The sequence below is a fragment of the Streptomyces sp. NPDC005483 genome (genome assembly GCF_040606035.1).
In the GTDB taxonomy this organism is placed as follows: Bacteria; Actinomycetota; Actinomycetes; order Streptomycetales; family Streptomycetaceae; genus Streptomyces.
In genome coordinates this window covers 406102-428602 of the sequence record NZ_JBEXEA010000003.1, presented here as the reverse complement: position 1 = coordinate 428602, position 22501 = coordinate 406102, and the positions used below count along the sequence as shown (strand labels likewise).

General features: G+C 72.2%; 17 protein-coding genes. 8 read left to right on the top strand and 9 right to left on the bottom strand.

The features are described from left to right. The first annotated feature begins 87 nt into the window (after positions 1-87). The gene (locus ABZT06_RS08045; protein ID WP_355737065.1) at positions 88-2406 is read left to right on the top strand and encodes a hypothetical protein; all 2319 of its coding nucleotides are present in this window, start codon (positions 88-90) and stop codon (positions 2404-2406) included. Here the strand turns inward: ABZT06_RS08045 and ABZT06_RS08040 are convergent. The 4 genes from ABZT06_RS08040 to ABZT06_RS08025 all read right to left on the bottom strand — a co-directional run bounded on the left by ABZT06_RS08040 (position 2376) and on the right by ABZT06_RS08025 (position 7062). Further along, positions 2376-4811 (bottom strand): right-handed parallel beta-helix repeat-containing protein, encoded by a 2436-nt coding sequence (locus tag ABZT06_RS08040; RefSeq protein WP_355736536.1) that lies wholly within the window; start codon positions 4809-4811, stop codon positions 2376-2378. The two genes, ABZT06_RS08045 and ABZT06_RS08040, sit on opposite strands and share 31 nt — an antisense overlap. Before the next feature lie 111 nt (positions 4812-4922). Beyond that, complete coding sequence (locus tag ABZT06_RS08035; protein ID WP_355736533.1) at positions 4923-5528, bottom strand: hypothetical protein; 606 nt, start codon at positions 5526-5528, stop codon at positions 4923-4925. Between the two features lie 223 nt (positions 5529-5751). Further along, positions 5752-6579, bottom strand: coding sequence for an MOSC N-terminal beta barrel domain-containing protein (locus tag ABZT06_RS08030; protein WP_355736531.1), 828 nt, complete (start codon positions 6577-6579; stop codon positions 5752-5754). 42 nt (positions 6580-6621) lie between these two features. Beyond that, positions 6622-7062, bottom strand: a complete 441-nt coding sequence (locus ABZT06_RS08025) for a DUF6643 family protein (protein WP_355736529.1) — start codon at positions 7060-7062, stop codon at positions 6622-6624. Positions 7063-7358: 296 nt separating this feature from the next. On the opposite strand from ABZT06_RS08025, the gene ABZT06_RS08020 reads away from it, so the two are divergent. After that, positions 7359-8564 (top strand): TerD family protein, encoded by a 1206-nt coding sequence (locus ABZT06_RS08020; RefSeq protein WP_355737062.1) that lies wholly within the window; start codon positions 7359-7361, stop codon positions 8562-8564. Positions 8565-8568: 4 nt separating this feature from the next. Here the strand turns inward: ABZT06_RS08020 and ABZT06_RS08015 are convergent, their stop codons facing one another. Next, entirely contained in the window at positions 8569-9765 is a 1197-nt protein-coding gene (locus ABZT06_RS08015; protein ID WP_355736526.1) for a glycosyltransferase, read from the bottom strand. 39 nt (positions 9766-9804) lie between these two features. Here ABZT06_RS08015 and ABZT06_RS08010 point away from each other — a divergent pair, with 39 nt between their 5' ends. Both ABZT06_RS08010 and ABZT06_RS08005 read left to right on the top strand, forming a co-directional pair. Further along, entirely contained in the window at positions 9805-10593 is a 789-nt protein-coding gene (locus ABZT06_RS08010; protein WP_355736523.1) for an aspartate/glutamate racemase family protein, read from the top strand. 87 nt (positions 10594-10680) lie between these two features. Continuing rightward, complete coding sequence (locus ABZT06_RS08005; RefSeq protein ID WP_355736520.1) at positions 10681-11229, top strand: hypothetical protein; 549 nt, start codon at positions 10681-10683, stop codon at positions 11227-11229. A gap of 15 nt (positions 11230-11244) precedes the next feature. Here ABZT06_RS08005 and ABZT06_RS08000 read toward each other — a convergent pair whose 3' ends face one another. Further along, a complete protein-coding gene (locus ABZT06_RS08000; RefSeq protein ID WP_355736517.1) occupies positions 11245-12273 on the bottom strand; it encodes an O-antigen ligase family protein in 1029 nt (342 codons plus the stop codon). Between the two features lie 230 nt (positions 12274-12503). Here ABZT06_RS08000 and lnt point away from each other — a divergent pair, with 230 nt between their 5' ends. The 4 genes from lnt to ABZT06_RS07980 all read left to right on the top strand — a co-directional run bounded on the left by lnt (position 12504) and on the right by ABZT06_RS07980 (position 17546). Then, complete coding sequence (gene lnt / locus ABZT06_RS07995) at positions 12504-14117, top strand: apolipoprotein N-acyltransferase (RefSeq protein WP_355736514.1); 1614 nt, start codon at positions 12504-12506, stop codon at positions 14115-14117. Positions 14118-14184: 67 nt separating this feature from the next. Continuing rightward, positions 14185-14664 carry an NUDIX domain-containing protein gene (locus ABZT06_RS07990; RefSeq protein ID WP_355736511.1) on the top strand — a complete coding sequence of 160 codons (480 nt, stop codon included), beginning with the start codon at positions 14185-14187 and terminating at the stop codon, positions 14662-14664. Positions 14665-14718: 54 nt separating this feature from the next. Beyond that, positions 14719-15519 carry a 3-hydroxybutyrate dehydrogenase gene (locus tag ABZT06_RS07985; protein ID WP_355736508.1) on the top strand — a complete coding sequence of 267 codons (801 nt, stop codon included), beginning with the start codon at positions 14719-14721 and terminating at the stop codon, positions 15517-15519. A 107-nt stretch (positions 15520-15626) separates the two neighbouring features. Continuing rightward, complete coding sequence (locus ABZT06_RS07980; RefSeq protein ID WP_355736504.1) at positions 15627-17546, top strand: GAF domain-containing protein; 1920 nt, start codon at positions 15627-15629, stop codon at positions 17544-17546. Positions 17547-17595: 49 nt separating this feature from the next. On the opposite strand, the gene ABZT06_RS07975 is transcribed toward ABZT06_RS07980, so the two are convergent. From ABZT06_RS07975 to glpK, 3 genes are all read right to left on the bottom strand, one after another. Continuing rightward, positions 17596-18984 (bottom strand): MFS transporter, encoded by a 1389-nt coding sequence (locus tag ABZT06_RS07975; protein WP_355736501.1) that lies wholly within the window; start codon positions 18982-18984, stop codon positions 17596-17598. A gap of 203 nt (positions 18985-19187) precedes the next feature. Continuing rightward, entirely contained in the window at positions 19188-20900 is a 1713-nt protein-coding gene (locus tag ABZT06_RS07970) for a glycerol-3-phosphate dehydrogenase/oxidase (protein ID WP_355736498.1), read from the bottom strand. Between the two features lie 76 nt (positions 20901-20976). Continuing rightward, entirely contained in the window at positions 20977-22494 is a 1518-nt protein-coding gene (gene glpK / locus ABZT06_RS07965) for a glycerol kinase GlpK (RefSeq protein ID WP_355736495.1), read from the bottom strand. Positions 22495-22501 lie beyond the last annotated feature (7 nt).

Genomic DNA, 22501 nt, shown 5'->3' with positions numbered 1-22501 from the left:
CCGGGCAGGAGATCCTGGTACCCGCACGGACAGATGCCGACGGCGCGTCACGGGGGAAGTGCGAGAACAGTGGAACGTGTCACGACCATGGGCGCGGACGGCCCGGCCGCCCGGCCCGAAGAATCCGGCACCGCTCTGGAACTCCTGGTCCACGGGGTGGGCGGCACCACGCCGGAGAAGATGCTCGACGACCCGCGCACGGTGCGGATCACCGGCGACGACGTCGCTGCCGTCTTCCGGCGCGCCGACGACGTCGACGCCGAGAAGAGACAGCGCGACGGCCGCAGCGGCCCGGTGCCCGAGGCGTACGTCTGGTGCAACCTCACCTCCGGCAACGGCACCCGCGCCCTGTGGCTGCTGTTACTGCCGTTCATGGTGGTCAACCTCGCCCACTGGATGCGCCCCACCGCACGCGGCCGGGTACGGACGGTGCGCCTCTACGGCCTCCTGGTGCGACTCGCCGGTCTGACGCTGACCGTTCTGCTGGTCGCCGCGGCCTGCGAGGTCGCCCTGGACCTCGCGGCCTGGCAGTGCGCGGGCACACTCGCGTGCGCCGAGTCCCACTCCTGGCTGGGCTTCCTGTCGCCCGACGTGTCGGACGGCGGCTGGTGGAGCAGGCCCGGCCGCCGCCTCGCCCTCGCCGCCCTGGTCCCGGCCGCGCTCACCGGCCTGCTCTGGTACCTGTCGCACCGGACCTGGAGCGCCTACGAGTCACAACAGCCCATGTCCCGCGACGGCGGGCCGGAGGAGGACAACGGCCGCACCGCGCTCGGCCGGCCCGGATTCTGGTACGGCCGCCGCCTGGTCGCCCGCCTGCGTGCCGCGCACACCGCCGCGGGCCTGCTGACGATCGCCGCGGCGGTCGGCTCGACGGCGGCCCGCTTCGACCGGGAAACGGGCGGCCCCGCCCTCCTCGACACGCTCGGCCGACTCCTCCAGGCAGGTCTCGTCGCCGCCGGGGTCGCCGTCGTCTGGGTGGTGTGCCGCCGCGGCCGCAGCGAGAAGTACCTCGACCGGCAGCTCGACGAGCATCTCGTACGGCGCCTGCCGCTCGCCGCGCTCACCCTGCTCGCCCTCGCCTTGGTGTACGCCGGGTGGGAGCGGCCGGGATGGCAGTCGCAGGGCCGGCTGTCGGGGGACGCCACCTTCGGCGCCATCGCCTTCGTGCAGGGACTGCTGGTCGTCGCCCTGGCCGTGGTCGCCCACCTGCTGTACCGCACGCACCCCGACCCGCGCGCGGCGATGCGCGGCCTGGCCGGACCCGCCGTGGCGACGCTGGCCTGCGCCCTGGGCGGCGTGATGTCCGGCGGCGTCTCGCAGCGGGTGGCGGACTGGCTGGACGGCACCGGCGCCACCATCCTCGGCCCGCCGGTCCTGCTGACCTGGCAGGCGTCCGTGATCCCGCTGGTCCTTCTCGTGCTGCTCGGGCACTGCGCCTGGCTCGGCCGGCGCACCTGGCGCGCGAGCCGGGCCCAACTGGGCGCGGTGGAGAGCGAGTACCCCGCGGAGCCCAAGGACGCGGCACGCACCCGCCGCATCGCCCGCACCCGTGCGATGGCGGCGCTGACGGACCGGGGACCCCGCCTGCTCGGAGTGACGTCGGCCAGCACCCTGTTCCTCGGCGCCGGAGCTCTCGTCGGCGCCCTGACCTCCCACAGGACACCGGCCAAGGCGGCCGTGGGGGCGTACGCCTTCGTGGAGAGCGCGGCCGAGACCGCGCAGGCGCTCGGCTCCTGGCTGATCGGCCTCGGCTTCATCCTGTTCGTCACCTGGGGCCGCCGCGCCTACAAGGACCCCTCCGCGCGCCGGACCATCGGCATCCTGTGGGACGTGGGCACCTTCTGGCCGCGCGCCGCCCACCCCTTCGCCCCGCCCTGCTACGCCGAGCGCGCGGTACCGGACCTCACCTGGCGGATCGCGACCTGGATCCGGGCCACCCGCGGCCGGCTGGTCATCTCCGGACACTCCCAGGGCAGCGTGCTCGCGGCCGCCGCGGCCTGGCAGCTGGAACCGTCGGTCCGGGGGCGGGTCGCCCTGCTGACCTACGGCTCCCCGCTGGAACGCCTCTACGGCCGCTGGTTCCCGGCCCACTTCGGCCCGGCCGCGCTCACCGCCCTGCACCACGACGTGGACTGCTGGCGCAACCTCTACCGGCTCACCGACCCCATAGGCGGCCCGGTCCGGCTGCCGGGCGACTGCGGCCCCGAGGTGGACCGGGAGCCCCTCAAGGACCCGCTCGCCTACGGCCGCACCGACCTGCACCCGCTGCCCGCGCCGATCCTCGGCCACTCCGACTACCAGGCCGACCCGGTCTTCGCCGAGGAGCGGGCGAGACTGCTGGGCCGGCTCCAGCCGGACGTACCGGGCCCGCGGGCTCAGGACGACTCGGGCAGGTCCTCGGCGTAGAGCAGGGTCAGGTCGTCCGTGGTCGGGTCGTCCACCTGGGCGACCCGGCTCGCGTGCCGCTCCACCATCGCCTCGAAGGTCTGGCGCGCGGTACGGCCGTTGCCGAAGGCGGGCCCCTTGGGCAGCACCGTGAAGTACTTCAGCAGGGCCTCCGCGGCACCCGGCGCCAGCCGGTACTCGTGCTCCTCGGCCTGCTGCTCCACGATGCTGAGGAGTTCTTCGGGCTTGTAGTCACTGAAGGTGATGGTCCGTGAGAAGCGGGAGGCCACCCCCGGGTTGACCGACAGGAACCGCTCCATCTCGGCGGTGTAGCCCGCGACGATCACCACGACGGCGTCCCGGTGGTCCTCCATCAGCTTCACCAGCGTGTCGATGGCCTCCTTGCCGAAGTCCCGGCCCGAGTCCTCCGGCGAGAGCGCGTACGCCTCGTCGATGAACAGCACGCCGCCGCGCGCCCTGTCGAAGGCCTCCTGGGTGCGGATCGCGGTGGAACCGATGTGCTCGCCGACCAGGTCGACCCGGGACACCTCGACGAGATGCCCCTTCTCCAGGACGCCGAGGGAGGCGAGGATCTCGCCGTAGAGCCGGGCGACCGTCGTCTTGCCGGTGCCGGGGGAGCCGGTGAAGACCAGATGGCGCTTGACGGAGGCCGCCTTGAGGCCCGCCTCCCGGCGCCGCCGGCCCACCTCGATCATGTCGGTGAGGGCCCGCACCTCGCGCTTGACGCTGTCCAGGCCCACCAGGGCGTCGAGTTCACCCAGGACGGCCTTCGAGGTGCGCGAGGGCTTCTCCGGCTCCGGGGCGACCGGAGGCTCCTGTTCGGTGACGCGCTGGCCGGGGATCGTCCCCAGCAGACCGGGGGAGCGGGACTCCGTCTGCACGGCCGGCTCGCGGGCCGCGGGTGGGGTCAGGCCGCCGCCGCTCTCGTCGCTCGTGCAGTCCTCGACGACGGGGCCCGCCCCGGCGGCCGCGTCCGGGGCGTCCGCGAACTCGTAGCCCCCGCGCGCGCAGCGCTCCGTGCGGCACTTCCTGAGCGTCGAACGGCTTCCGTCTATGACATGGAAGCCGTACCCGCCGCTGCCCGTCACCCGGCAGTTCAGGAAGCTGCCGCGGCCGCCCGCCGACACGTAGAAGCCCGCCTCCGCGGGGGAGTCGACCGTGCAGCGCTCGATCGTCGGGTCGGCGCCCTTGGTGACGATCACGCCGGTCTGGGTGCCGTCCACCGTGCAGTTGTTGAGGGTACCGCCGCTGCCGTGGTCACGGAACCAGGCGCCGGTCGCCGCGTCCCGGATCCGGCAGTCGTCGAGCTGCGCGGTGGCGCCGTCGCTCACGGACACGGCGGTGTTGCGGACCTGGGAGATGTCGCTGTCGACGACGTCCGCGCGGGAGCCGCGGTCCAGGACGAACAGGGCGTCCGGCACGTCGTGCACCCGGCAGGAGTCCAGTACGGCGGTGGCGCCGTCGCTGACCCAGACGGCCGGGTAGTCGCCCGTGCTGTCGAAGATCTCGCACTGGTTGGCGTCCACGCGCGTGCCCGGATCCCACACCGACAGGCCGTTGCGCCCGAACTGACGGACCGTGGTGCGGGTCAGGGTGAGCACCGAGCGGGAGCGCAGGTCGACCGCGTTCTCCGGGATGTCGTGGATACGGCAGTCGGCCAGGGTCAGTACCGCGTCGGTGTCGAGGGTGACGCCGTCGCCGGTGGTGCGGTGCACATCGCAGTCGGTGAGGTGCGCGGTGGCCCGGCCGGTGATCTGGATGCCGCTGCCGCGGACCTCGTAGACCTCGCAACCCACGGCCTCCAGCGCGGAGTTCTCGCCGGTCGCCGCCAGGCCCGCACCCGAGGTGTGGTGGATCCGGCAGCGCTCCAGACGGGGGTGGGCGCCGCCGCGCACCGCGACGCCGGACTGGCCGGCCGCCACGATCTCGCACTCCTCGAACACCCCGCCCGCTCCGTCCAGTACGGCGATGCCGATGCCGGCCGGGTTGTCGACGGTGCAGCGCCGCACGGTCGGCCGTGCGCCGCCGCGCACCTCTATGCCGGCGGCGGACCGGGTGACGACCCGGATGTCGGCGAGCTCCGGTGTGCCCTCCTCGACGAGCAGGGCGGGCGCGGCCGCGTCCTGGCCCTCCACGTGCAGGTCCTGCACCACGGCCGAGGCACGCACGGTCAACGGCACGCCGTCCACGGGCGCGATCCGCACGGAACCGGGCGAGCCCTCGGGGCCGCGCAGGGTCACCGCCCGCTGCACGACGAGGTTCTCCCGGTAGGTGCCGGGCGCGACCGTGAGAACGTCGCCGTCCGCCGCGGCCTCCAGGGCGGCGGCGAGCGACGCGTACTCACCCGTGCGGCGCCGCCACCGCGATGTACCGGTGTGCGTCACCTGGACCGTGCCCTGTGCCATGGCGTTGCTGTGCCCCCACCTCGTAGTACGCGGGTTTGTGCTGCCGAGGAACCTCGGCCGGTCCACCGTAGCGTGCGCGCGGGTGGTGGGTTGACCAGAGCCGTGAGGCCGTCAGCTGCCGGTGCCGGTCCGGCCCCAGTCCGGGCCCGCGCGGTCCCATGCCTGGTCCCAACGGGCGTACCTGCGACGGACCATGCGCCACACGGCGAGCCGTCTGCCGCCCTCGATCAGGCCCGCGGTCAGCAGGGCCGCGCCGGTGCCCGCGAGGACGGCATGGGTGGTGGCGGTGGCGGAGTCCAGCGGCCGGGCCGCTGTGCGGCCGTGGAGGTCGGTCCACATGGTGAAGTGGTCGCCGCGGTGCGGTTTCTGGAGGCCGGCCATCACCGTGCCGTGGTGGGTCGTGCCGTCCGGCGCGGTCCAGTCGGCCGTCACCCGGGTGCGCAGATTCCGCCCCGAGGCGGCCTCCGGGTCCGCGTCCAGCGGCGAGCGGTCCAGTGTGCGGATCACGGTCGCCGTCACCAGCCGGCGGGAGTCGTGCTGCTCACGGACCGCCCGCTGCAGCGCGGCCTGGGCCGCGTGCCCGGTGACGGACCCGATGACCGGTCCGACGACCAGGATCAGCAGCAGGGCCAACAGGCCGACCCATGCCTCGGCCAGGTCGGTCCCGCGGCGCAGCGGGTTGCGCCGCCAACGCCAAAGTCCACTGATCGCTCGCACCGTCCGCACCCCCTTCCCGCTCCGTGATAACCCCCGACGGAGTCGTTCACGCGCGGGACCGGCCGAAGAGAGAGCGAAATCACCTGCGGCCGGGTCCTCTCATGAACCCCTCATGAAAGCCCCAACGCGCAGGCCCTCGGGCCGGGTTCCCGTCGGCCGGGATCGGGTGGATCTTTGGCGGAACTTCGTCCACCGCCACCGCGCCGGGCCCTCTGCTCACTCCCTATTCGAGAATCGTGACCGGGTCACCGACCCGGATCGTGCCTCGAGACCGGGGCACCAGATTCTGTCCGAAGACGAGCTTGCCGCCGACGTGGCGGTGTCGGCCCAGGCTGTGCAACGGCTCCTTGCCGCGAACGGCATGGTCCTGGTCGGTGGTGGTCACCACGCACCGTCCGCACATCTTGGCCACCCGGAAGGTGACGTCCCCGATGGCGATGAGCGACCAGTCGTCCTCGGCCCAGGCGCCGGCGCCGCCCACGACCACGTTCGGCCGGAAACGGTTCATGGGCAGGGGGCCCTCGGCCGCGTGCCGGCCTTCGGAGATCAGGGAGTTGAGGGCGTCGAGCGAGGCCGCGGAGGTGAGCAGCAGCGGGTATCCGTCGGCGAAGGTGACGGTCTCGCCCGGCAGCGCGTACTCGGGCTCGACCGGGCGGCGGGTGGCGGGGTCGTCCATGTGCACCAGCCGGGTCGGGGCGCCGAGGTACTCGCTGCACCACGCGTGCGCGGCCGGGTCGGCGGCGGGGACCCCTTCGACCTTGTCCCCGAAGATGTCCAGCGTGAGGGTCTCGCCCGGTTCGGGGACCGGCACGGTCAGCGATTCCATACCGGGCCCGGACAGAACGACGCCGCCGCCGGGCATCAGCTCGGCGGCGGCCAGTGCGAGGCGCGGCTGCTGTCGTTGGGTGACGACCCTTCCCCCGTCGTCGACCAGCGCCCAGCGCCGGTCTCCGGCCAGCCCCCAGGGCTCCACGTCGGCCTCCCGGAGTGCCAGACTCCGCAACGCCTTGACCGGATGGACGTGAATCGACAGCAACTGTGCATTCCCCATGAGGTCATCGTGCCAGGTGGCACCGACAGCCCGGGAGGGGAATCAGTAACCGCGGTACTGCTGGTTGTTGTACGGGTCCTGGTAGGGAGCCGCCTGCGTGGGCCGGGGAGCTGCGGGGCGCATCGCCTCGTAGCCCGTGCCCATGCCGGGGCCGGCCGGACGCGGCTGCTGCTGAGGTCCGGGATAACCGCGAGGCGCGGCGGCCTGTTGCGGGATGTACGCCCCGGGCGCCTGCTGCAGCGGAGAGGGCTGCTGATGCGCCTGCGGGTAGCCGTAGGAGGGCTGGGAGGGGCCCGCGGGAAGAGCGGGCAGTGCGGACGGCAGCGCCGGCAGGTGGCTTGCCGGGACGTCGTACGCGGCCGGGACCCGGATCGGGGCGATCTGCGGGGTGCCCCGCTCGGCCACGAGTGAGTCGTAGATCGGAGTGTCCGGGAAGGAGGCGGAGTAGTAGCCGCCGCCATAAGTGGAGCGGGGGGAGGTCATGGCACATAAGTTAAGCCCACGATGTGCTGGTTGGGGAGACCGATAAGAGGGTTGTTTTCCGTGTCGGCAGTGACGTGGGATCCCCAATGCGAGCGAACTCGGCAAAAAGGGACGCCAATCCAGGTCCCATCCGTGTAAAGGCCGAGTTCCGGAGGGGTTACCGGCGGTTGGCCGGTGATCTTCCTGTGCGCCGGACGGGAGTTCGCTGTACCGGGGGAATAGGTTGAGCGGGTAGAACTCCAAGGGCCGCCGGGCGCGTCCTGGCCTGCCGACAGCTGATGGGGGCGCACATGTCGATGTCGAAGGGGTCAAACGTTCCGGTGCCCACGACGGCACTGCGCGTCGAATTGGGCTGGCGCTCCGGACCGGGGGTCCCCGACGCGGATGCCTCGGCCCTGCTGCTCGTCGGCGGAAAGGTCCGTTCGGACGCCGACTTCGTCTTCTACAACCAGCCGCAGCACGCCTCCGGAGCGGTCCGCCACGAGGGCAAACGGACGGATGGCGGCCGGGTGACCGACACTCTGCTCGTCGATCTCGCGCGCGTGGAGCCGTCGGTGGAGACCGTCGTACTCGCCGCTTCCGCGGACGGCGGGACCTTCGCCGGAATCCCGGATCTTTACATCGAGGTGCGGGATGCTGCGCAGGGCACCGTGGCGGCGCGGTTCGACAGCACGGGCGCGACCGTAGAAACCGCTTTCGTGCTCGGGGAGTTCTATCGTCGTCAGGGCGCTTGGAAATTCCGTGCCGTCGGTCAGGGCTACGGCAGCGGACTGGAAGGGCTGGCAACTGACTTCGGTATCACCGTGGACGAACCCCAGCAGGCGGCACCGGTGGCGCCACCACCTACCCCTTCTGCGCAACCCGTACGGCTCTCCAAGGTCACACTGACCAAGTCCGCTCCCTCCGTATCCCTCGCCAAACAAGGCGGCACCTCGGGCGCGATGCGTGTAAACCTCAACTGGCAGGTGCACAAACAGTTCTCGGGCTGGGGCAGCAAGCGCGGCCGCGCGGTGGCCACGCACGCCGACCTCGACCTCGACCTGTGCGCCCTGTACGAGCTCGCCGACGGCCGCAAGGGAGTCGTACAGGCCCTGGGCAACGCCTATGGAGCCCTGCACCAGCCGCCGTACATCCACCTCGACGGCGACGACCGTACCGGTGCCGTCGAGAGCGGCGAGAACCTCACCGTGAACCTCGACCACAAGCGGGACTTCCGGCGCATCCTGGTCTTCGTGACCATCTACGAGGGCGCGCGTTCCTTCGCCGACCTGCACGCCACGGTCACCCTCCAACCGCAGTACGGCGCCCCGATCGACTTCTCCCTCGACGAGTGCACGGTGCCCTCGACGGTGTGCGCGCTGGCCCTGATCACCAACACCGGCGACGACCTGGTCGTCCAGCGCGAGGCCCGCTATCTGGTGCCCGAGCGCGGGGTGAGCCCGCAGCGGACCGTGGACCACGTCTACGGCTGGGGCATGAACTGGACACCAGGCCGCAAGTGAGGGCTCACCTCTCCTCGGTGACGACGGCGTCCGGGCGCGCGTAGGTGCGGCCCTTCCACGCCGCACCGCGCCCCCGGTAGTGCTGCACCGCCGAGTCGACCGTCATCAGGAGATAGAGGAACGCGGTGAACGGCAGCAGCGGAGCCAGCCACAGAGGCTGCCGGTAGTAGCGGAGCATCGGGAGGTAGGTCCCCGTCATGAGCAGCCACGCGAGACCACCGAAAACCAGAGTCGCCGTACTCCCCGTCGCCAGACCCGTGACGGCGGCGGCCGGCGGGACCAGGTAGACCAGCGCGAGCCCGACGACCGTTCCCATCAGTACCAGGGGGTTGTGGCGGAGCTGGGCGTACGCGCTGCGCGACACCATCCGCCACAGGTCGTGCAGCCGGGGATAGGGACGCACACTGTCCACCCGCTCGGCGAGGCCCAGCCAGATGTGGCCGCCCCCGCCCTTGACGGCCCGCGCGAGGGCCACGTCGTCGATGACGGCGTGCCGGATGGCGTCCGGGATCCGCGCCCGCTCGGCGGTCTCGGTCCGCAGCAGGACACAGCCGCCCGCCGCGGCCGCCGTCCGCGCGCCCCGCTTGCCGATCCGCCGGAACGGATACAGCTGCGCGAAGAAGTAGACGAACGCCGGCACCACGAGACGCTCCCACAGGCTCTCCACCCGCAGCCGGGCCATCTGCGAGACGACGTCGAAGCCCCCGGCGTACGCGGCGGCGACCAGCCGCCGCAGGCTGTCCGGCGCGTGGGCGATGTCGGCGTCCGTCAGCAGCAGGTACTCGGGGCCCCGCGCGCGTGCCAGGCCGATGCCATGGCGTACGGCCCACAGCTTTCCCGTCCACCCCGCCGGGGGCTCACCCGGTGAGGACACGGTCAGCGGCAGCCCACCGTGCCGGCGTGCCAGTTCGCGTGCCAGCTCTCCGGTGCCGTCCGTGCTGCCGTCGTCGACGAGGAAGACCTCCGCCCGCCCCGGATAGTCCTGGGCCAGGAGAGAGGGAAGACTCGCGGGCAGCACCTCGGCCTCGTCGCGCGCCGGCACCACCACAGCCACGAAGGGCCAGGCCCCGGGATCCCGCTCCGGCGGGAGCCTCACATCCGTGCGCCAGAAGAAACCCTGGCAGAGCAGCAGCCACAGCCAGGCTGCGAGGGATACGGCGGCTGTCCACGCGATGGCGCTCACGCGCGCAGTCTGCCCCACGGAAGGGGCCCCCAAGGGCTCATCGTCTATCGTGGCCGGGTGAAGATCGCGCTCTTGGACTCCGGAATCGGTCTGCTGGCGGCCACCGCCGCGGTACGGCGACTGCGCCCCGACGCCGATCTCGTGCTCTCCCTCGACCCCGAGGGCATGCCGTGGGGCCCCCGGACGCCGGACGACATCATCGGGCGCGCCCTCACCCTCGCCGAGGCCGCCGCCGCCCATGGCCCCGAGGCTCTGATCATCGGCTGCAACACCGCCACCGTGCACGCGCTGACCGCCCTGCGCGCCCGCCTCGAACCGGACCTGCCGGTCATCGGCACCGTCCCCGCGATCAAGCCCGCGGCGTCCGCCGGCGGCCCCTTCGCCATCTGGGCGACCCCCGCCACCACCGGCAGCCCGTACCAGCGCGGTCTCCTCGAGCGGTTCGCCGACGGGGTGCCGGCCACCGAGGTGCCCTGCCACGGACTCGCCGAGGCGGTGGAGCACGCCGACGAGGCCGCCATCGACGCCGCCGTCGCCGCGGCCGCCGCGCTGACCCCCGAGGACGTGAGGACCGTCGTCCTGGGCTGCACCCACTACGAACTGGTCGCCGAACGCATCCGCGCCGCCGTACAGCGCCCCGGCCGCCCGCCCCTCGTCCTGCACGGCTCCGCCGGAGCGGTCGCCGCCCAGGCGCTGCGCCGGATCGGCGAGCACCCCGCCCCGGAGGCCGCGGCCACCGGCACCCTCACGGTGCTGCTCAGCGGACGCGAGGGCGCCGCCCTGCCCGCGCCCGCCCTGGCCTACGCCGAGGGCCGGCTCCTGCGGACGGCCACACCCGCCCGCTGACCGCCGCGCGGCCGGAAACCCCCGCCCGGAGCAGTCACGCTGTGCGACGAGGTACCCGCGCGGCGAATCCTGAGTAATCTCATAGGCATGAGGGACCACCCCCACGGCGAGCAGACCTCGCACCACGCCGACGTCTGGACCGGCCGCGCCTCCAACCGGATCCAGTGGCTGCTGGCGCTCGGTGGCGCCGCGATCGTGGCGCTCGGCATCGAGCTCGCCGTCGACTCGGCCTGGACCTCCGGCGCGGCCCCGCTCGTCATGTCCGTGGTCGGCTGCATCGCGGCCGGGCTGCTGGTCCTCTTCCTCACGCTCGCCTTCGTCCATGTCGCTCTCAGGGTCGACATGGACTCCCTGGAGGTGCGCTGCGGCCACATCGGTGTGCCGCGCCGCCGGATCCCACTGGCGCATGTCGCCGGAGCCGAGTTCGTCCCGCACGTCAACCCGCGGCAGTGGGGCGGCTGGGGCTACCGCTGGCGCCCCGAGAAGGGCACCGCCGTCGTCGTACGCCGTGGTGAGGGTGTGGTCCTGCAACTGTGGGACGGCCACACGTTCACGGTCACCGTGGACGACGCGGAGGCCGCCGTACGCATCATCCGCGACCGGCTGCGGCCCGGGGCGCCGGGTCCGCGGCGCTGAGAGCGCGCCGATCGGTCACTTGGGGGCCGCTTCGTCGGTGAGCGGGCGGGCCGTCGTCAGGCCCGCCAGGAGCCCGGCGCCCACCGACACCATCGTGAAGCTCAGCGCGTTGCCGACCGCGGCGATCGCCGCCAGCGCCGTCAGGGCCGCACCTCCGGTGAGGACGACCGGAGAGGGGTGAGGGGAGCGCCACAGCGCGTACAGCAGCCAGCAGAAGGCGGCCGCCAGCAACAGCAGCCCGACCACTCCCTGCTCGGCGGCCATCTGAAGCGGTGCCGAGTGCGGTTTCCCGTCGGGCAGCAGGGACTGGGCGCTCGTCGTGCTGAGCTCCCCGAAGCGGCCAGGACCCACACCGAGGGCGGTGTTGTCGCGGGCCAGGTGAAGGGCGTCGTGCCACAGGTGGATCCGGTGCGGGGTGAGCCGGCCGCGCAGTGACTCGGCGAGCCCGTCCGGAACCGCGTTCGCGGCCACCGCCCAGGTCAGGCCGGTCACCGCGGTCGCGGCGAGAGCGAGGCCGGCGATGCCCGGACCGCGGTGGCGCATCCCGCCCGCGGCGAGCGAGCACAGCAGCACCGCGGTACACGCGACCAGCCCGGACACCGAACCCAGGGCGGCCGAGGCCACCGCGATGCCGGCGGCCAGCAGTCGCAGCAGGATTCGCAGGACAGGGGAGGCGGTGGTCCAGGCGGCGCAGCACGCGGCACCGGTGGCGAGCGTCAGCAGGGCGGCCGTGGCACCCGCGTGACCCAGCGGGCCTACGATCTCCGGTCCGGACGCGAGGCGCGGGAGCGCCACCGTCAGGCCCAGTCCGGTCAGCGCGGCGACGGAAGGGGCGGCGACCGGCAGCAGCGCCCCCGAGATCCGGCCGGCGGCATAGCCCGCGGCGACGGCCAGCAGGGCGAGCAGCACGCCCTCCGGACGCCCGTCGTGCGCGGCCGCGGTGATCAGCGACCAGGCGGCACAGGCGCCGAGCACCAGTACGCCCACCACGTCGGAAACGTTTCGTCTGTCGCCGTCCACGTCGGAACCGGCCACAGACGTCATCCCCGTGGAACCCACCCAGCCCCCCGAAACCCCGGTCCCCCGACCTGTGGCCCCTGCCGCCCGGACACCACCGGGCGTATACGACGGGGACTCCGGCACACCGTAACCGCTGATGGGCGATTTGTGGACGAGTTGTGCGGGATCCACTTGGCACAGGCGCGTGGGCGGCACCCCGGTCACCAGGCGGACCGCGCTGTGGACGCCGAGGTCAACCGCCGTACACTCCCGGAGTGACCGTCACCGCAACTTCCGTGGACGAGTCGGACCGGCTGGAACCGCAGTCCGCGCCCGCCTCCCGCTGGGCCGTCCGGCTCCGCCGCCTCGTCCCGGCCGCCGCCGCGGCGCTCTCCGGAGTGCTGCTCTACGTCAGTTTCCCGCCACGCCCCCTGTGGTGGCTGGCCCTGCCCGCCTTCGCCGTCTTCGGCTGGGTGCTGCGCGGCCGTGGCTGGAAGGCGGCACTCGGTCTCGGCTACCTCTTCGGCCTGGGCTTCCTGCTGCCGCTGCTGGTGTGGACCGGCGTCGAGGTCGGCCCCGGGCCCTGGCTCGCGCTGGTGGCGATCGAGGCGATCTTCATCGCGCTGGTCGGTGCAGGCATCGCCGCGGTCTCGAAGCTGCCCGGCTCGCCGGTGTGGGCGGCCGCCGTGTGGATCGCCGGAGAGGCGGCACGCGCGCGTGCGCCGTTCCAGGGCTTCCCCTGGGGCAAGATCGCGTTCGGCCAGGCCGACGGGGTCTTCCTGCCGCTCGCCGCGGTGGGCGGCACACCCGTCCTAGGCTTCGCCGTCGTCCTGTGCGGCTTCGGCCTGTACGAGACCGTGCGTCTGCTCGTGCAGCGACGGGGGACGGGTGGCGTACGGCGTCCGGCCGCGGCCGTGGCCCTGCTGAGCGTGGCCGTACCCGTGGTCGGGGCGCTCGCGGCCCGGACGCTGGTGAGCGACAAGGCCGAGGACGGCACCGTGACCGTCGCCGCCATCCAGGGCAACGTGCCGCGCGCGGGGCTGGAGTTCAACGCCCAGCGGCGGGCCGTGCTCGAGTACCACGCGCGTGAGACCGAGCGGCTGGCCGCCGAGGTGAAGGCAGGCAAGGCCCAGAAGCCCGACATCGTGCTGTGGCCGGAGAACTCCTCCGACGTCGACCCCTTCGCGGACGCCGACGCGGCCGCGATCATCGAGCAGGCGGCCAAGACCATCGACGCGCCGATCTCCGTCGGCGGCGTCGTCGAGCGGGGCGGCAAGCTCTACAACGAGCAGATCCTGTGGGACCCGGTCAAGGGCCCCACGGACACCTACGACAAGCGGCAGATCCAGCCGTTCGGCGAGTACCTCCCGCTGCGCTCCCTCGTCGGCGCGATCAACAAGAACTGGACCTCCATGGTCCGCCAGGACTTCAGCCGGGGCACCGAGCCGGGCGTCTTCCGGATGGCCGACGCCAAGGTCGGCCTGGTCACCTGCTACGAGGCCGCGTTCGACTGGGCCGTGCGCTCCGAAGTGACCGACGGCGCGCAGCTGATCTCCGTGCCGAGCAACAACGCGACCTTCGACCGCAGCGAGATGACCTACCAGCAGCTCGCGATGTCCCGGGTGCGCGCCGTGGAGCACAGCCGGACCGTCACCGTGCCGGTGACCAGCGGCGTCAGCGCGATCATCATGCCGGACGGGCGGATCACCCAGAAGACCGGCATGTTCGTGCCCGCCTCGCTGGTGCAGAAGGTGCCGCTCAGGTCGTCGCAGACCCCGGCCACCCGGCTCGGCATCCTGCCCGAGATGGCCCTGGTGCTGGTCGCCGCGGGCGGGCTCGGCTGGGCGATCGGCTCGGGGCTGCGCGGGCGTCGCGCCCAGGACGTGTGACCGTACGCCGGTCCTGCGCCGTCGGGAAGATCACCAGGTTGTCATCGACGGCGGTTAGGGTCGGCTCATGGCTACCCCTGATTTCATCCGCACCCTTCGGAAGTCCATCGGGCACGACCTCCTCTGGCTGCCCGGCGTCAGCGCCGTCGTCCTCGACGACCAGGGCAGAGTGCTGCTCAACCGCCGCTCGGACACCGGCAAGTGGTCGCTGATCGGTGGCATTCCGGAACCGGGGGAGCAGCCCGCGGCCTGTGCCGTGCGGGAGGTCGAGGAGGAGACGGGTGTCCACTGCGTCGTGGAGCGGGTGGTCGTCGTCCAGGCGCTCAGGCCCGTGACATACGACAACGGCGACACCTGCCAGTACATGGACATCTGTTTCCGATGCCGGGCCGTCGGCGGCGAGGCGCGGGTCAACGACGACGAGTCGCTGGAGGTGGGCTGGTTCGCGCTGGACGCCCTCCCGGAACTGAACGAGTTCGGGCTGCAGCGGATCAAGCAGGCCCTGACCGACGCACCCACATGGTTCGACTCTACGAGTTCTGACTGAAGTGTGGGGCGCCACCACATGTGGTGAGGGCCGGGTGCTGCCTAGGGTCGGAACATGACCGCTAGCAGCGCCCTCCCGGGCCCCCACGCCCCCACGCTCGACCTCGGCGGCCGCACCGCCCTCGTCACCGGCGCCGCCGGCGGCATCGGCCGTGCCTGTGCGCTGCGGCTCGCGGCGGCCGGGGCCAAGGTGAGAGCGGTCGACCGGGACGCGGTCGGCCTGGACGCGCTCGCCGAGCGGTCCGCGGGGCTGGCGGGCACCGTCGAACCGCACGTCCTCGACCTCACCGACCTGGACGCCGCCGAGCACGCCGCCGCGGGCACCGACGTCCTCGTCAACAACGCCGGCCTCCAACTGGTGCGCCCGATCGAGGAGTTCCCGCCCGAGGTGTTCCACACGGTGCTCACCGTGATGCTGGAGGCGCCGTTCCGGCTGATCCGCGGTGCCCTTCCGCACATGTACGGACAGGGGTGGGGGCGGATCGTCAACGTGTCCTCGGTGCACGGTCTGCGGGCCTCGGCCTACAAGGCGGCCTATGTGGCCGCCAAACACGGTCTGGAGGGTCTGTCCAAGACGGCCGCTCTCGAAGGTGCCCCCCACGGCGTGACCTCGAACTGTGTGAACCCCGCCTATGTGCGCACCCCACTGGTCGAACGGCAGATCACCGACCAGGCGCGGGCGCACGGCATCCCCGAGGAGCGCGTGGTGTCCGAGGTGCTGCTCCAGGACAGCGCGCTCAAGCGGCTCATCGAGCCGGAGGAGGTCGCCGAGGCCGTGGCCTACCTGTGCGGTCCACAGGCGTCCTTCGTCACCGGGACCTCGCTCGTCCTCGACGGCGGCTGGACCGCGCACTGAACGGCGAGCACCGTGCCACACCCGGGGCCCGCGGATCGGACGGGCGACCGGACCGGAGTTCTCCACAGGCCTGACGGGGTGAGCGTGCGATGAGCAATCCTGTGGGCATGTCCAGCGATCACGTGCAGTCCGCCGAGCGCCCCGTCGGCAGTGCCGAGGCACCCTTCCTCGAGCTGCTGGCCAGGGGCGCCTCCGCCGACGCCTACGAACAGCCGGTGCTGATCGCCCGCGCCGAGGGACGGCCGGCCGAGCGGATCGCCGCGCTCGAGCAGGCCAAGGCGGTCGCCCTGCGGGTGCGCTCCGAGCTGGAGGGCCGGCGCCGGCGGGAGGCCGAGCTGTCCGCCCTGTTCGAGACCGCCCACGACCTGGCCGGGCTCAGGGACCTGGACGCGGTGCTGCGGGCCATCGTGCAGCGCGCCCGGTCCCTGCTCGGCACGGACGTGGCCTACCTCAGCCTGAACGACCCGGCGCGGGGCGACACGTACATGCGGGTCACCGAGGGCTCGGTCGCGGCCCGCTTCCAGCAGCTGCGGCTCGGGATGGGTGAGGGGCTCGGCGGACTGGTCGCCCAGACCGCCCGCCCCTACGTCACCGACGACTACTTCAAGGACGACCGCTTCCAGCACACCCTCACCATCGACTCGGGCGTACGGGACGAGGGCCTGGTCGCCATCCTCGGGGTGCCGCTGACCCTGGGGCACCACGTCATCGGCGTGCTGTTCGCGGCGGACCGGCGGGCCCGGGTCTTCGAGCGGGAGCAGATCGCGCTCCTCGGGTCCTTCGCCGCGCTGGCCGCGGCCGCCATCGACACCGCGAACCTGCTCACCGAGACCCGCTCGGCCCTCACCGAACTGGAGCGGGCCAACGAGATCATCCGGGACCACAGCGGTGTCATCGAGCGCGCCTCCGACGTCCACGACCGGCTCGCCGAACTGGTGCTGCGCGGCGGCGGGGTGCACGACGTGGCCGCGGCCGTCTCCGAGATCCTCCACGCCACGGTCGAGTTCACCGAGCTCGCGTCCGCCGAGGCGCTGGAGGCATCCCGGGCGGAAGGCCACGCCGTACGGCAGGGGGACGACTGGATCGCCGCCGTCGCCGCCGGCGGCGAACTCCTGGGCGCGCTGGTGCTGCGCGGCCATCCCGGGCTCGACCCCGTGGACCAGCGCACCCTGGAGCGCGCCGCGATGGTCACCTCGCTGCTCCTGCTGGCCAGGCGGTCCGCCGCCGAGGCCGAACAGCGGGTGCGTGGCGAGCTGTTGGACGACCTGCTCGACGCCCGGGACCACGACCCCCGTCTGCTGCGCGAACGGGCCGCCCGGCTGGACGCCGACCTCGACGCCACCCATGTCGTGCTGGCCGCCCGGCTTGAGGGCCCGGCGGCCGACGCCGACCAGGAGGCGGCCGCCCGCAGACGCCTGTGGTCCGCGGCCTCCCACCTCGCCGCCACCCGGCACGGCCTGGCCGCCGCCCGTGACGGCGGCACCGTTCTGCTGCTGCCCCTCACCGCCGGGGACACGGCCACCGAACTGGCCCGCCGCACCGCCGGGCACCTCGGCACGGCCGTGCACGAGGCGGTGACGGTCGGCGCCTCGGCCCCGGTGCGCGACCTCGCCATGCACCTGGACGCGGTGGCCGCCGCCTACGAGGAGGGCCGGCGTTGCCTCGACGCGCTGCGTCTGCTGGGCCGCTCGGGGGACGGCGCCGCCGCCGAGGACTTCGGATTCCTCGGCCTGCTCCTGGCCGGTGACCGGGACATCGCCGGCTTCGTCGACCGGACCATCGGCCAGGTGGTCGCCTACGACGACCGGCGGGGCACCGATCTCCTGCGCACCCTCGACGCCTACTTCGCGTGCGGCATGAGCCCGGCCCGCACCAAGGACGAGCTGCACGTCCACGTGAACACCGTCGCCCAGCGCCTGGAGCGCGTCGGCCGCCTGCTCGGCGAGGACTGGCAGAGCCCCGCCCGGGCGTTGGAGATCCAACTCGCCCTGCGGCTGCACCGGTTGTCGGCGCCGACACGGCACTGACCCCCGCACGCAGGGCGTACGGGGGCCGGTCGGGCCTGGGCGCTCGGGCTCAGGCGGTCCGGGCGTCCGCCGCGGGGGACGTGGCTGCCGGCTCCGGCTCGGCGTCCGGCTCGGCGTCGGCCAGGTCCCGGTGGCGGGTCTCCTGGGCGACACCGACGGCGACGACCGTCAGGACGGCTGCGGCGATGACGTAGAGGGCGATCGGGGTGGAGCTGCCGTAGTCGGAGAGGAGGGCGGTGGCGATGAGCGGGGCCGGGGCGCCGGCCGCGACGGAGGCGAACTGGGCCCCGATGGAGGCGCCGGAGTAGCGCATCCGGGTCGCGAACATCTCGGAGAAGAAGGCGGCCTGGGGCGCGTACATGGCGCCGTGCATGATGAGTCCGACGGTCACCGCGAGGATCAGGTTGCCGAAGCCGCCGGTGTCGACGAGTGCGAAGAACGGGAACATCCACAGCCCTACGCCGACCGCGCCGAACAGGTACACGGGGCGCCGGCCGATGCGGTCCGACAGGGCGCCCCAGGCGGGGATCACCGCGAAGTGCACGGCCGAGGCGATCAGCACCGAGTTGAGAGCCGTCTGCTTGGAGACACCGGCCGACGTGGTGGCGTAGACGAGGATGAACGCGGTGATGACGTAGTAGCTGATGTTCTCCGCCATGCGCGCGCCCATCGCGATCAGCACGTCGCGCCAGTGGTGGCGCAGCACGGAGACGATCGGTAGTTTCTCGGTCGCACCGGACCGGGCCGCCTTGCGGGCCTCCGCCTGCGCCAACGCCTGTTTGAACACGGGGGATTCGTCGACGGACAGCCGGATCCACAGACCGACGATCACCAGCACGCCGGAGAGCAGGAAGGGAATCCGCCAGCCCCAGCTGCCGAACGCGGCGTCCGACAGAACGGCGGTCAGCAGTGACAACACACCCGTGGCCAGGAGCTGCCCGGCCGGCGCACCGGTCTGCGGCCACGAGGCCCAGAAGCCGCGCCGCCTGGCGTCCCCGTGCTCGGACACGAGCAGTACGGCCCCGCCCCACTCTCCGCCGAGCGCGAAGCCCTGGACCAGGCGCAGCACGGTCAGCAGCACGGGAGCGGCCGTGCCGACGGTCGCGTGCGTCGGCAGCAGTCCGATCGCGAAGGTCGCCCCGCCCATCAGCAGCAGGCTCAGGACCAGCAGTTTCTTACGTCCGAGCCGGTCACCGTAGTGTCCGAACACCAGGGCGCCGACCGGCCGGGCGGCGAACCCGACGGCGTAGGTCAGGAAGGACAGCAACGTCCCGACGAGCGGGTCGGAGTCGGGAAAGAAGAGTTTGTTGAAGACCAGGGCGGCCGCGGAGCCGTAGAGGAAGAAGTCGTACCACTCGATGGTGGTGCCGATGAGGGACGCGGCGACGATGCGCTTGAGGTTGTTCGGGGCCGGTGGAGCGGTTGCGGGCGACGACATCGGCACCACTTCCTGGGGTGTGACGGGGACGTTTGCGTGTCGTCACACCGTAGGAATGCGCACGTCAGGCGCACATGTGGCCGGGCAACATAGTTCGGGGGTTGGCTATGCGTACGACCACCATGCCAGCTCGTGTGAAGGAGGTTCAGGGGAGCGATGGTGGTCGCAACGAGTGCCGTCCGGTTTCCCGTCCCCGACCTTGCTCAGTGCACCGGGATGATGTCGGGGGCGCCGAGCCGTACCGCGTCGGCGGTCTGGTCGTCCGGCTGCTGCTGGGCGGCGCGTTCGGCGGCCACCCGCTTCAGGTAGTGGTTGACCTCACGGTCCCGGTGCGCTTGGTCCCATCCCAGGTGAGGCGCCATCAGTTCCACGACGGTCTGCGCCGCGTCCACACCACGGTCCCAGGACTCGATGGAGATCCGAGTACGTCGGGCGAGCACGTCCTCCAGGTGGCGGGCACCCTCATGGGTCACCGCGTACACGGCCTCGACCCGCAGGTAGTCGTCGGAGCTCGGCAACGGCTCGCCGAGCGAGGAGTCGGCTGCGACCATGGCGAGCAGCTCGTGCACCAGGGAGCCGTAGCGGTTCAACAGGTGCTCGATCCGGGCGACATGGAGCCCGGAGCTCTCGGCGAGGTTGTGGCGGGAGTTCCAGAGGGCCGGATAGCCGTCGGCGCCGAGCAGCGGAACGCGCTGCGTGACGCAGTCGGGCACTTTCTCGTCCAGGCCGCGGACCGCCTCGTCGACTGCGTCCTTCGCCATCACCCGATAGGTCGTGAACTTGCCGCCGGCCACCACGACGAGACCGGGTACCGGGTGGGCGACCAGGTGCTCCCGTGACAGTTTGCTGGTTTCCGCGGCCTCGCCGGACAGGAGGGGACGCAGACCGGCGTAGACGCCTTCGACATCCTCCGGAGCCAAAGGCGTGGCCAGGACGCTGTTGACGTGTTCCAGCAGGTAGGTGACGTCCTTGGAGCTGAGGGCGGGATGGGCCTTGTCGAGTGTCCAGTCGGTGTCGGTGGTCCCGATGATCCAGTGTCGTCCCCAGGGGATGACGAACAGCACGCTCTTCTCGGTGCGGAGGATGAGCCCGGTGCGGGAGTTGATCCGGTCACGGGGGACCAGCAGGTGTACGCCCTTGGAGGCGCGGACGTGGAACTGGCCGCGCGTACCGGCGAGGGCCTGGGTGTCGTCGGTCCACACGCCGGTCGCGTTGATGACCTGCTTGGCTCGTACCTCTGTCTCGTCGCCGGTCTCCAGGTCCGTGACAGCGGCTCCCACCACCCGCTCGCCCTGCCGCAGGAAGCGGCTGACACGGGTGCGGTTGGCGGCCAGCGCTCCGTAGGCGACAGCCGTGCGGGCGAGGAACATGGTGTGCCGGGCGTCGTCGACCTGGGCGTCCCAGTACTGGATCGCGCCGACCAGGGCGTCGGAGCGCAGCGCGGGCGCCTCGTGCAGAGCTCGGCGCTTGAGCAGGTGGCGGTGGTGGGGCAGACCTCTGGAGGTACCGGAGGCAGCGGCCATGGTGTCGTACAGCAGCACGCCGGCGCCGACGTACGGACGCTCCCGGATCCGGTGTTGCAGAGGGTAGAGGAACGGCACCGGACGCACCAGATGAGGGGCCAGGACCTGAAGCAGGAGTCCGCGTTCCTTCAGGGCTTCGGCGACGAGCCGGAAGTCCAGCATCTCCAGGTAGCGCAGGCCGCCGTGGATGAGTTTGCTGGAGCGGCTGGAAGTGCCCGAGGCCCAGTCCCGGGCTTCGACGAGGCCGACTCTCAGGCCCCGAGTGGCGGCGTCCAGGGCCGCGCCGGCGCCGACTACGCCGCCTCCGACGACGAGGACGTCAAGCTCGCCCTCTCCGAGTCGGACGAGGGCCTCCGCGCGTGCGCCGGGCGAGAGAGCCACCGGGTTCGCCATGGTCTTCTCCTCGTGCAGCGGGTGCGGGCGGCGCACGCGGCTCGGGCGGGCCCATTCGGTCGCTCCCGGCCGGAACCTATTCGACCTTGGCCCAGTCGAGCGTGCGCTCCACCGCCTTCTTCCAGCCCGCGTATCCTTCCGCGCGCTGTTCCTCGGACCACTGGGGTGCCCAGCGCTTGGACTCCTGCCAGTGGGTGCGCAGTTCGTCCGTGTCCTGCCAGAAACCGGTGGCCAGACCGGCGGCGTAGGCAGCGCCGAGCGCGGTGGTCTCGGCGACGACCGGGCGGCTGACCGGGACGCCGAGGACGTCGGCCTGGATCTGCATGCACAGGTCGTTGGCCGTCACGCCGCCGTCGACCTTGAGCACGTCGAGGTGGACGCCGGAGTCCTGCTCCATGGCTTCCACCACGTCGCGGCTCTGGTAGCAGATGGCTTCCAGGGCGGCCCGCGCCAGGTGGCCGCCGTCGTTGTACCGGGCGAGGCCGACGATCGCGCCGCGGGCGTCGGAACGCCAGTAAGGGGCGAACAGGCCGGAGAAGGCGGGGACGAAGTAGATCCCGCCATTGTCTTCGACGGTACGCGCCAGGCGTTCGCTCTCGGCGGCATCGTTGATGATCTTCAGCTGGTCGCGCAGCCATTGCACCGCGGAGCCGGTGACGGCGATGGAGCCTTCGAGTGCGTAGATCGCCGGGCTGTCGCCGAACTGGTACGCCACGGTGGTCAGGAGGCCGTGCTGGGACCGCACCAGTTCCGTGCCGGTGTTGAGTACCAGGAAGTTGCCGGTGCCGTACGTGTTCTTGGCTTCGCCGGGCGCGTAGCAGACCTGTCCGACGGTGGCTGCCTGCTGGTCGCCGAGCACACCGGTGATGGGGATGGCCGCCCGCAGCGGCCGGGACGTACGGGTCTGGCCGAACGCTTCCTGGTGGGAGGACGGGCTGATGGTCGGCAACATCGCCCGGGGAACGCCGAAGAAGCCCAGCAGCTCGTCGTCCCAGTCGAGGGTCTCCAGGTCCATCAGCATGGTGCGGCTGGCATTGGTCACGTCGGTGGCGTGGACGCCGCCGTCGGGGCCGCCGGTGAGGTTCCACAGCACCCAGGCGTCGGTGTTGCCGAAGAGGGCATGGCCCTGCTCGGCCGCTTCGCGGACTCCGTCGACGTTCTCCAGGATCCACTGGATCTTGCCGCCGGAGAAGTACGTGGCCGGCGGCAGCCCTGCCTTGCGGCGGATGACGTCGCCCTGGCCCGAGCGGTCCAGCGCTGCCGCGATGGAGTCGGTACGGGTGTCCTGCCAGACGATGGCGTTGTAGTAGGGGCGGCCGTTGCGCGGGTCCCAGACGACCGTCGTCTCCCGTTGGTTGGTGATACCGATGGCCGCCAGGTCCTCCGGCGATAGGTTTCCGTGCCGGAGCGCGTTCTGGATCACCGAGTTGGTGCGCTCCCAGATCTCCACCGGGTCGTGTTCTACCCACCCCGAGCGCGGGAGGATCTGTGAGTGCTCCAGCTGGTGCCGCGCCACCTCGTTGCCGGCATGGTCGAAGATCATGAAACGGGTGCTGGTGGTCCCTTGGTCCACCGCGCCGACGAAGTCCGCCATGGGATGC

Excerpts from the sequence above, each read along its gene's own strand:
- ABZT06_RS07985 (WP_355736508.1), top strand. The coding sequence starts at position 14,719 with ATGACCGCTAGCAGCGCCCTCCCGGGCCCCCACGCCCCCACGCTCGAC.
- ABZT06_RS07970 (WP_355736498.1), bottom strand. The coding sequence starts at position 20,900 with ATGGCGAACCCGGTGGCTCTCTCGCCCGGCGCACGCGCGGAGGCCCTC.
- ABZT06_RS08005 (WP_355736520.1), top strand. The coding sequence starts at position 10,681 with ATGAGGGACCACCCCCACGGCGAGCAGACCTCGCACCACGCCGACGTC.
- ABZT06_RS08020 (WP_355737062.1), top strand. The coding sequence starts at position 7,359 with ATGTCGAAGGGGTCAAACGTTCCGGTGCCCACGACGGCACTGCGCGTC.
- glpK (WP_355736495.1), bottom strand. The coding sequence starts at position 22,494 with ATGGCGGACTTCGTCGGCGCGGTGGACCAAGGGACCACCAGCACCCGT.
- ABZT06_RS07980 (WP_355736504.1), top strand. The coding sequence starts at position 15,627 with ATGTCCAGCGATCACGTGCAGTCCGCCGAGCGCCCCGTCGGCAGTGCC.
- ABZT06_RS08030 (WP_355736531.1), bottom strand. The coding sequence starts at position 6,579 with ATGGGGAATGCACAGTTGCTGTCGATTCACGTCCATCCGGTCAAGGCG.
- ABZT06_RS07990 (WP_355736511.1), top strand. The coding sequence starts at position 14,185 with ATGGCTACCCCTGATTTCATCCGCACCCTTCGGAAGTCCATCGGGCAC.
- ABZT06_RS08045 (WP_355737065.1), top strand. The coding sequence starts at position 88 with ATGGGCGCGGACGGCCCGGCCGCCCGGCCCGAAGAATCCGGCACCGCT.
- ABZT06_RS07975 (WP_355736501.1), bottom strand. The coding sequence starts at position 18,984 with ATGTCGTCGCCCGCAACCGCTCCACCGGCCCCGAACAACCTCAAGCGC.
- ABZT06_RS08000 (WP_355736517.1), bottom strand. The coding sequence starts at position 12,273 with ATGACGTCTGTGGCCGGTTCCGACGTGGACGGCGACAGACGAAACGTT.
- ABZT06_RS08040 (WP_355736536.1), bottom strand. The coding sequence starts at position 4,811 with ATGGCACAGGGCACGGTCCAGGTGACGCACACCGGTACATCGCGGTGG.
- ABZT06_RS08025 (WP_355736529.1), bottom strand. The coding sequence starts at position 7,062 with ATGACCTCCCCCCGCTCCACTTATGGCGGCGGCTACTACTCCGCCTCC.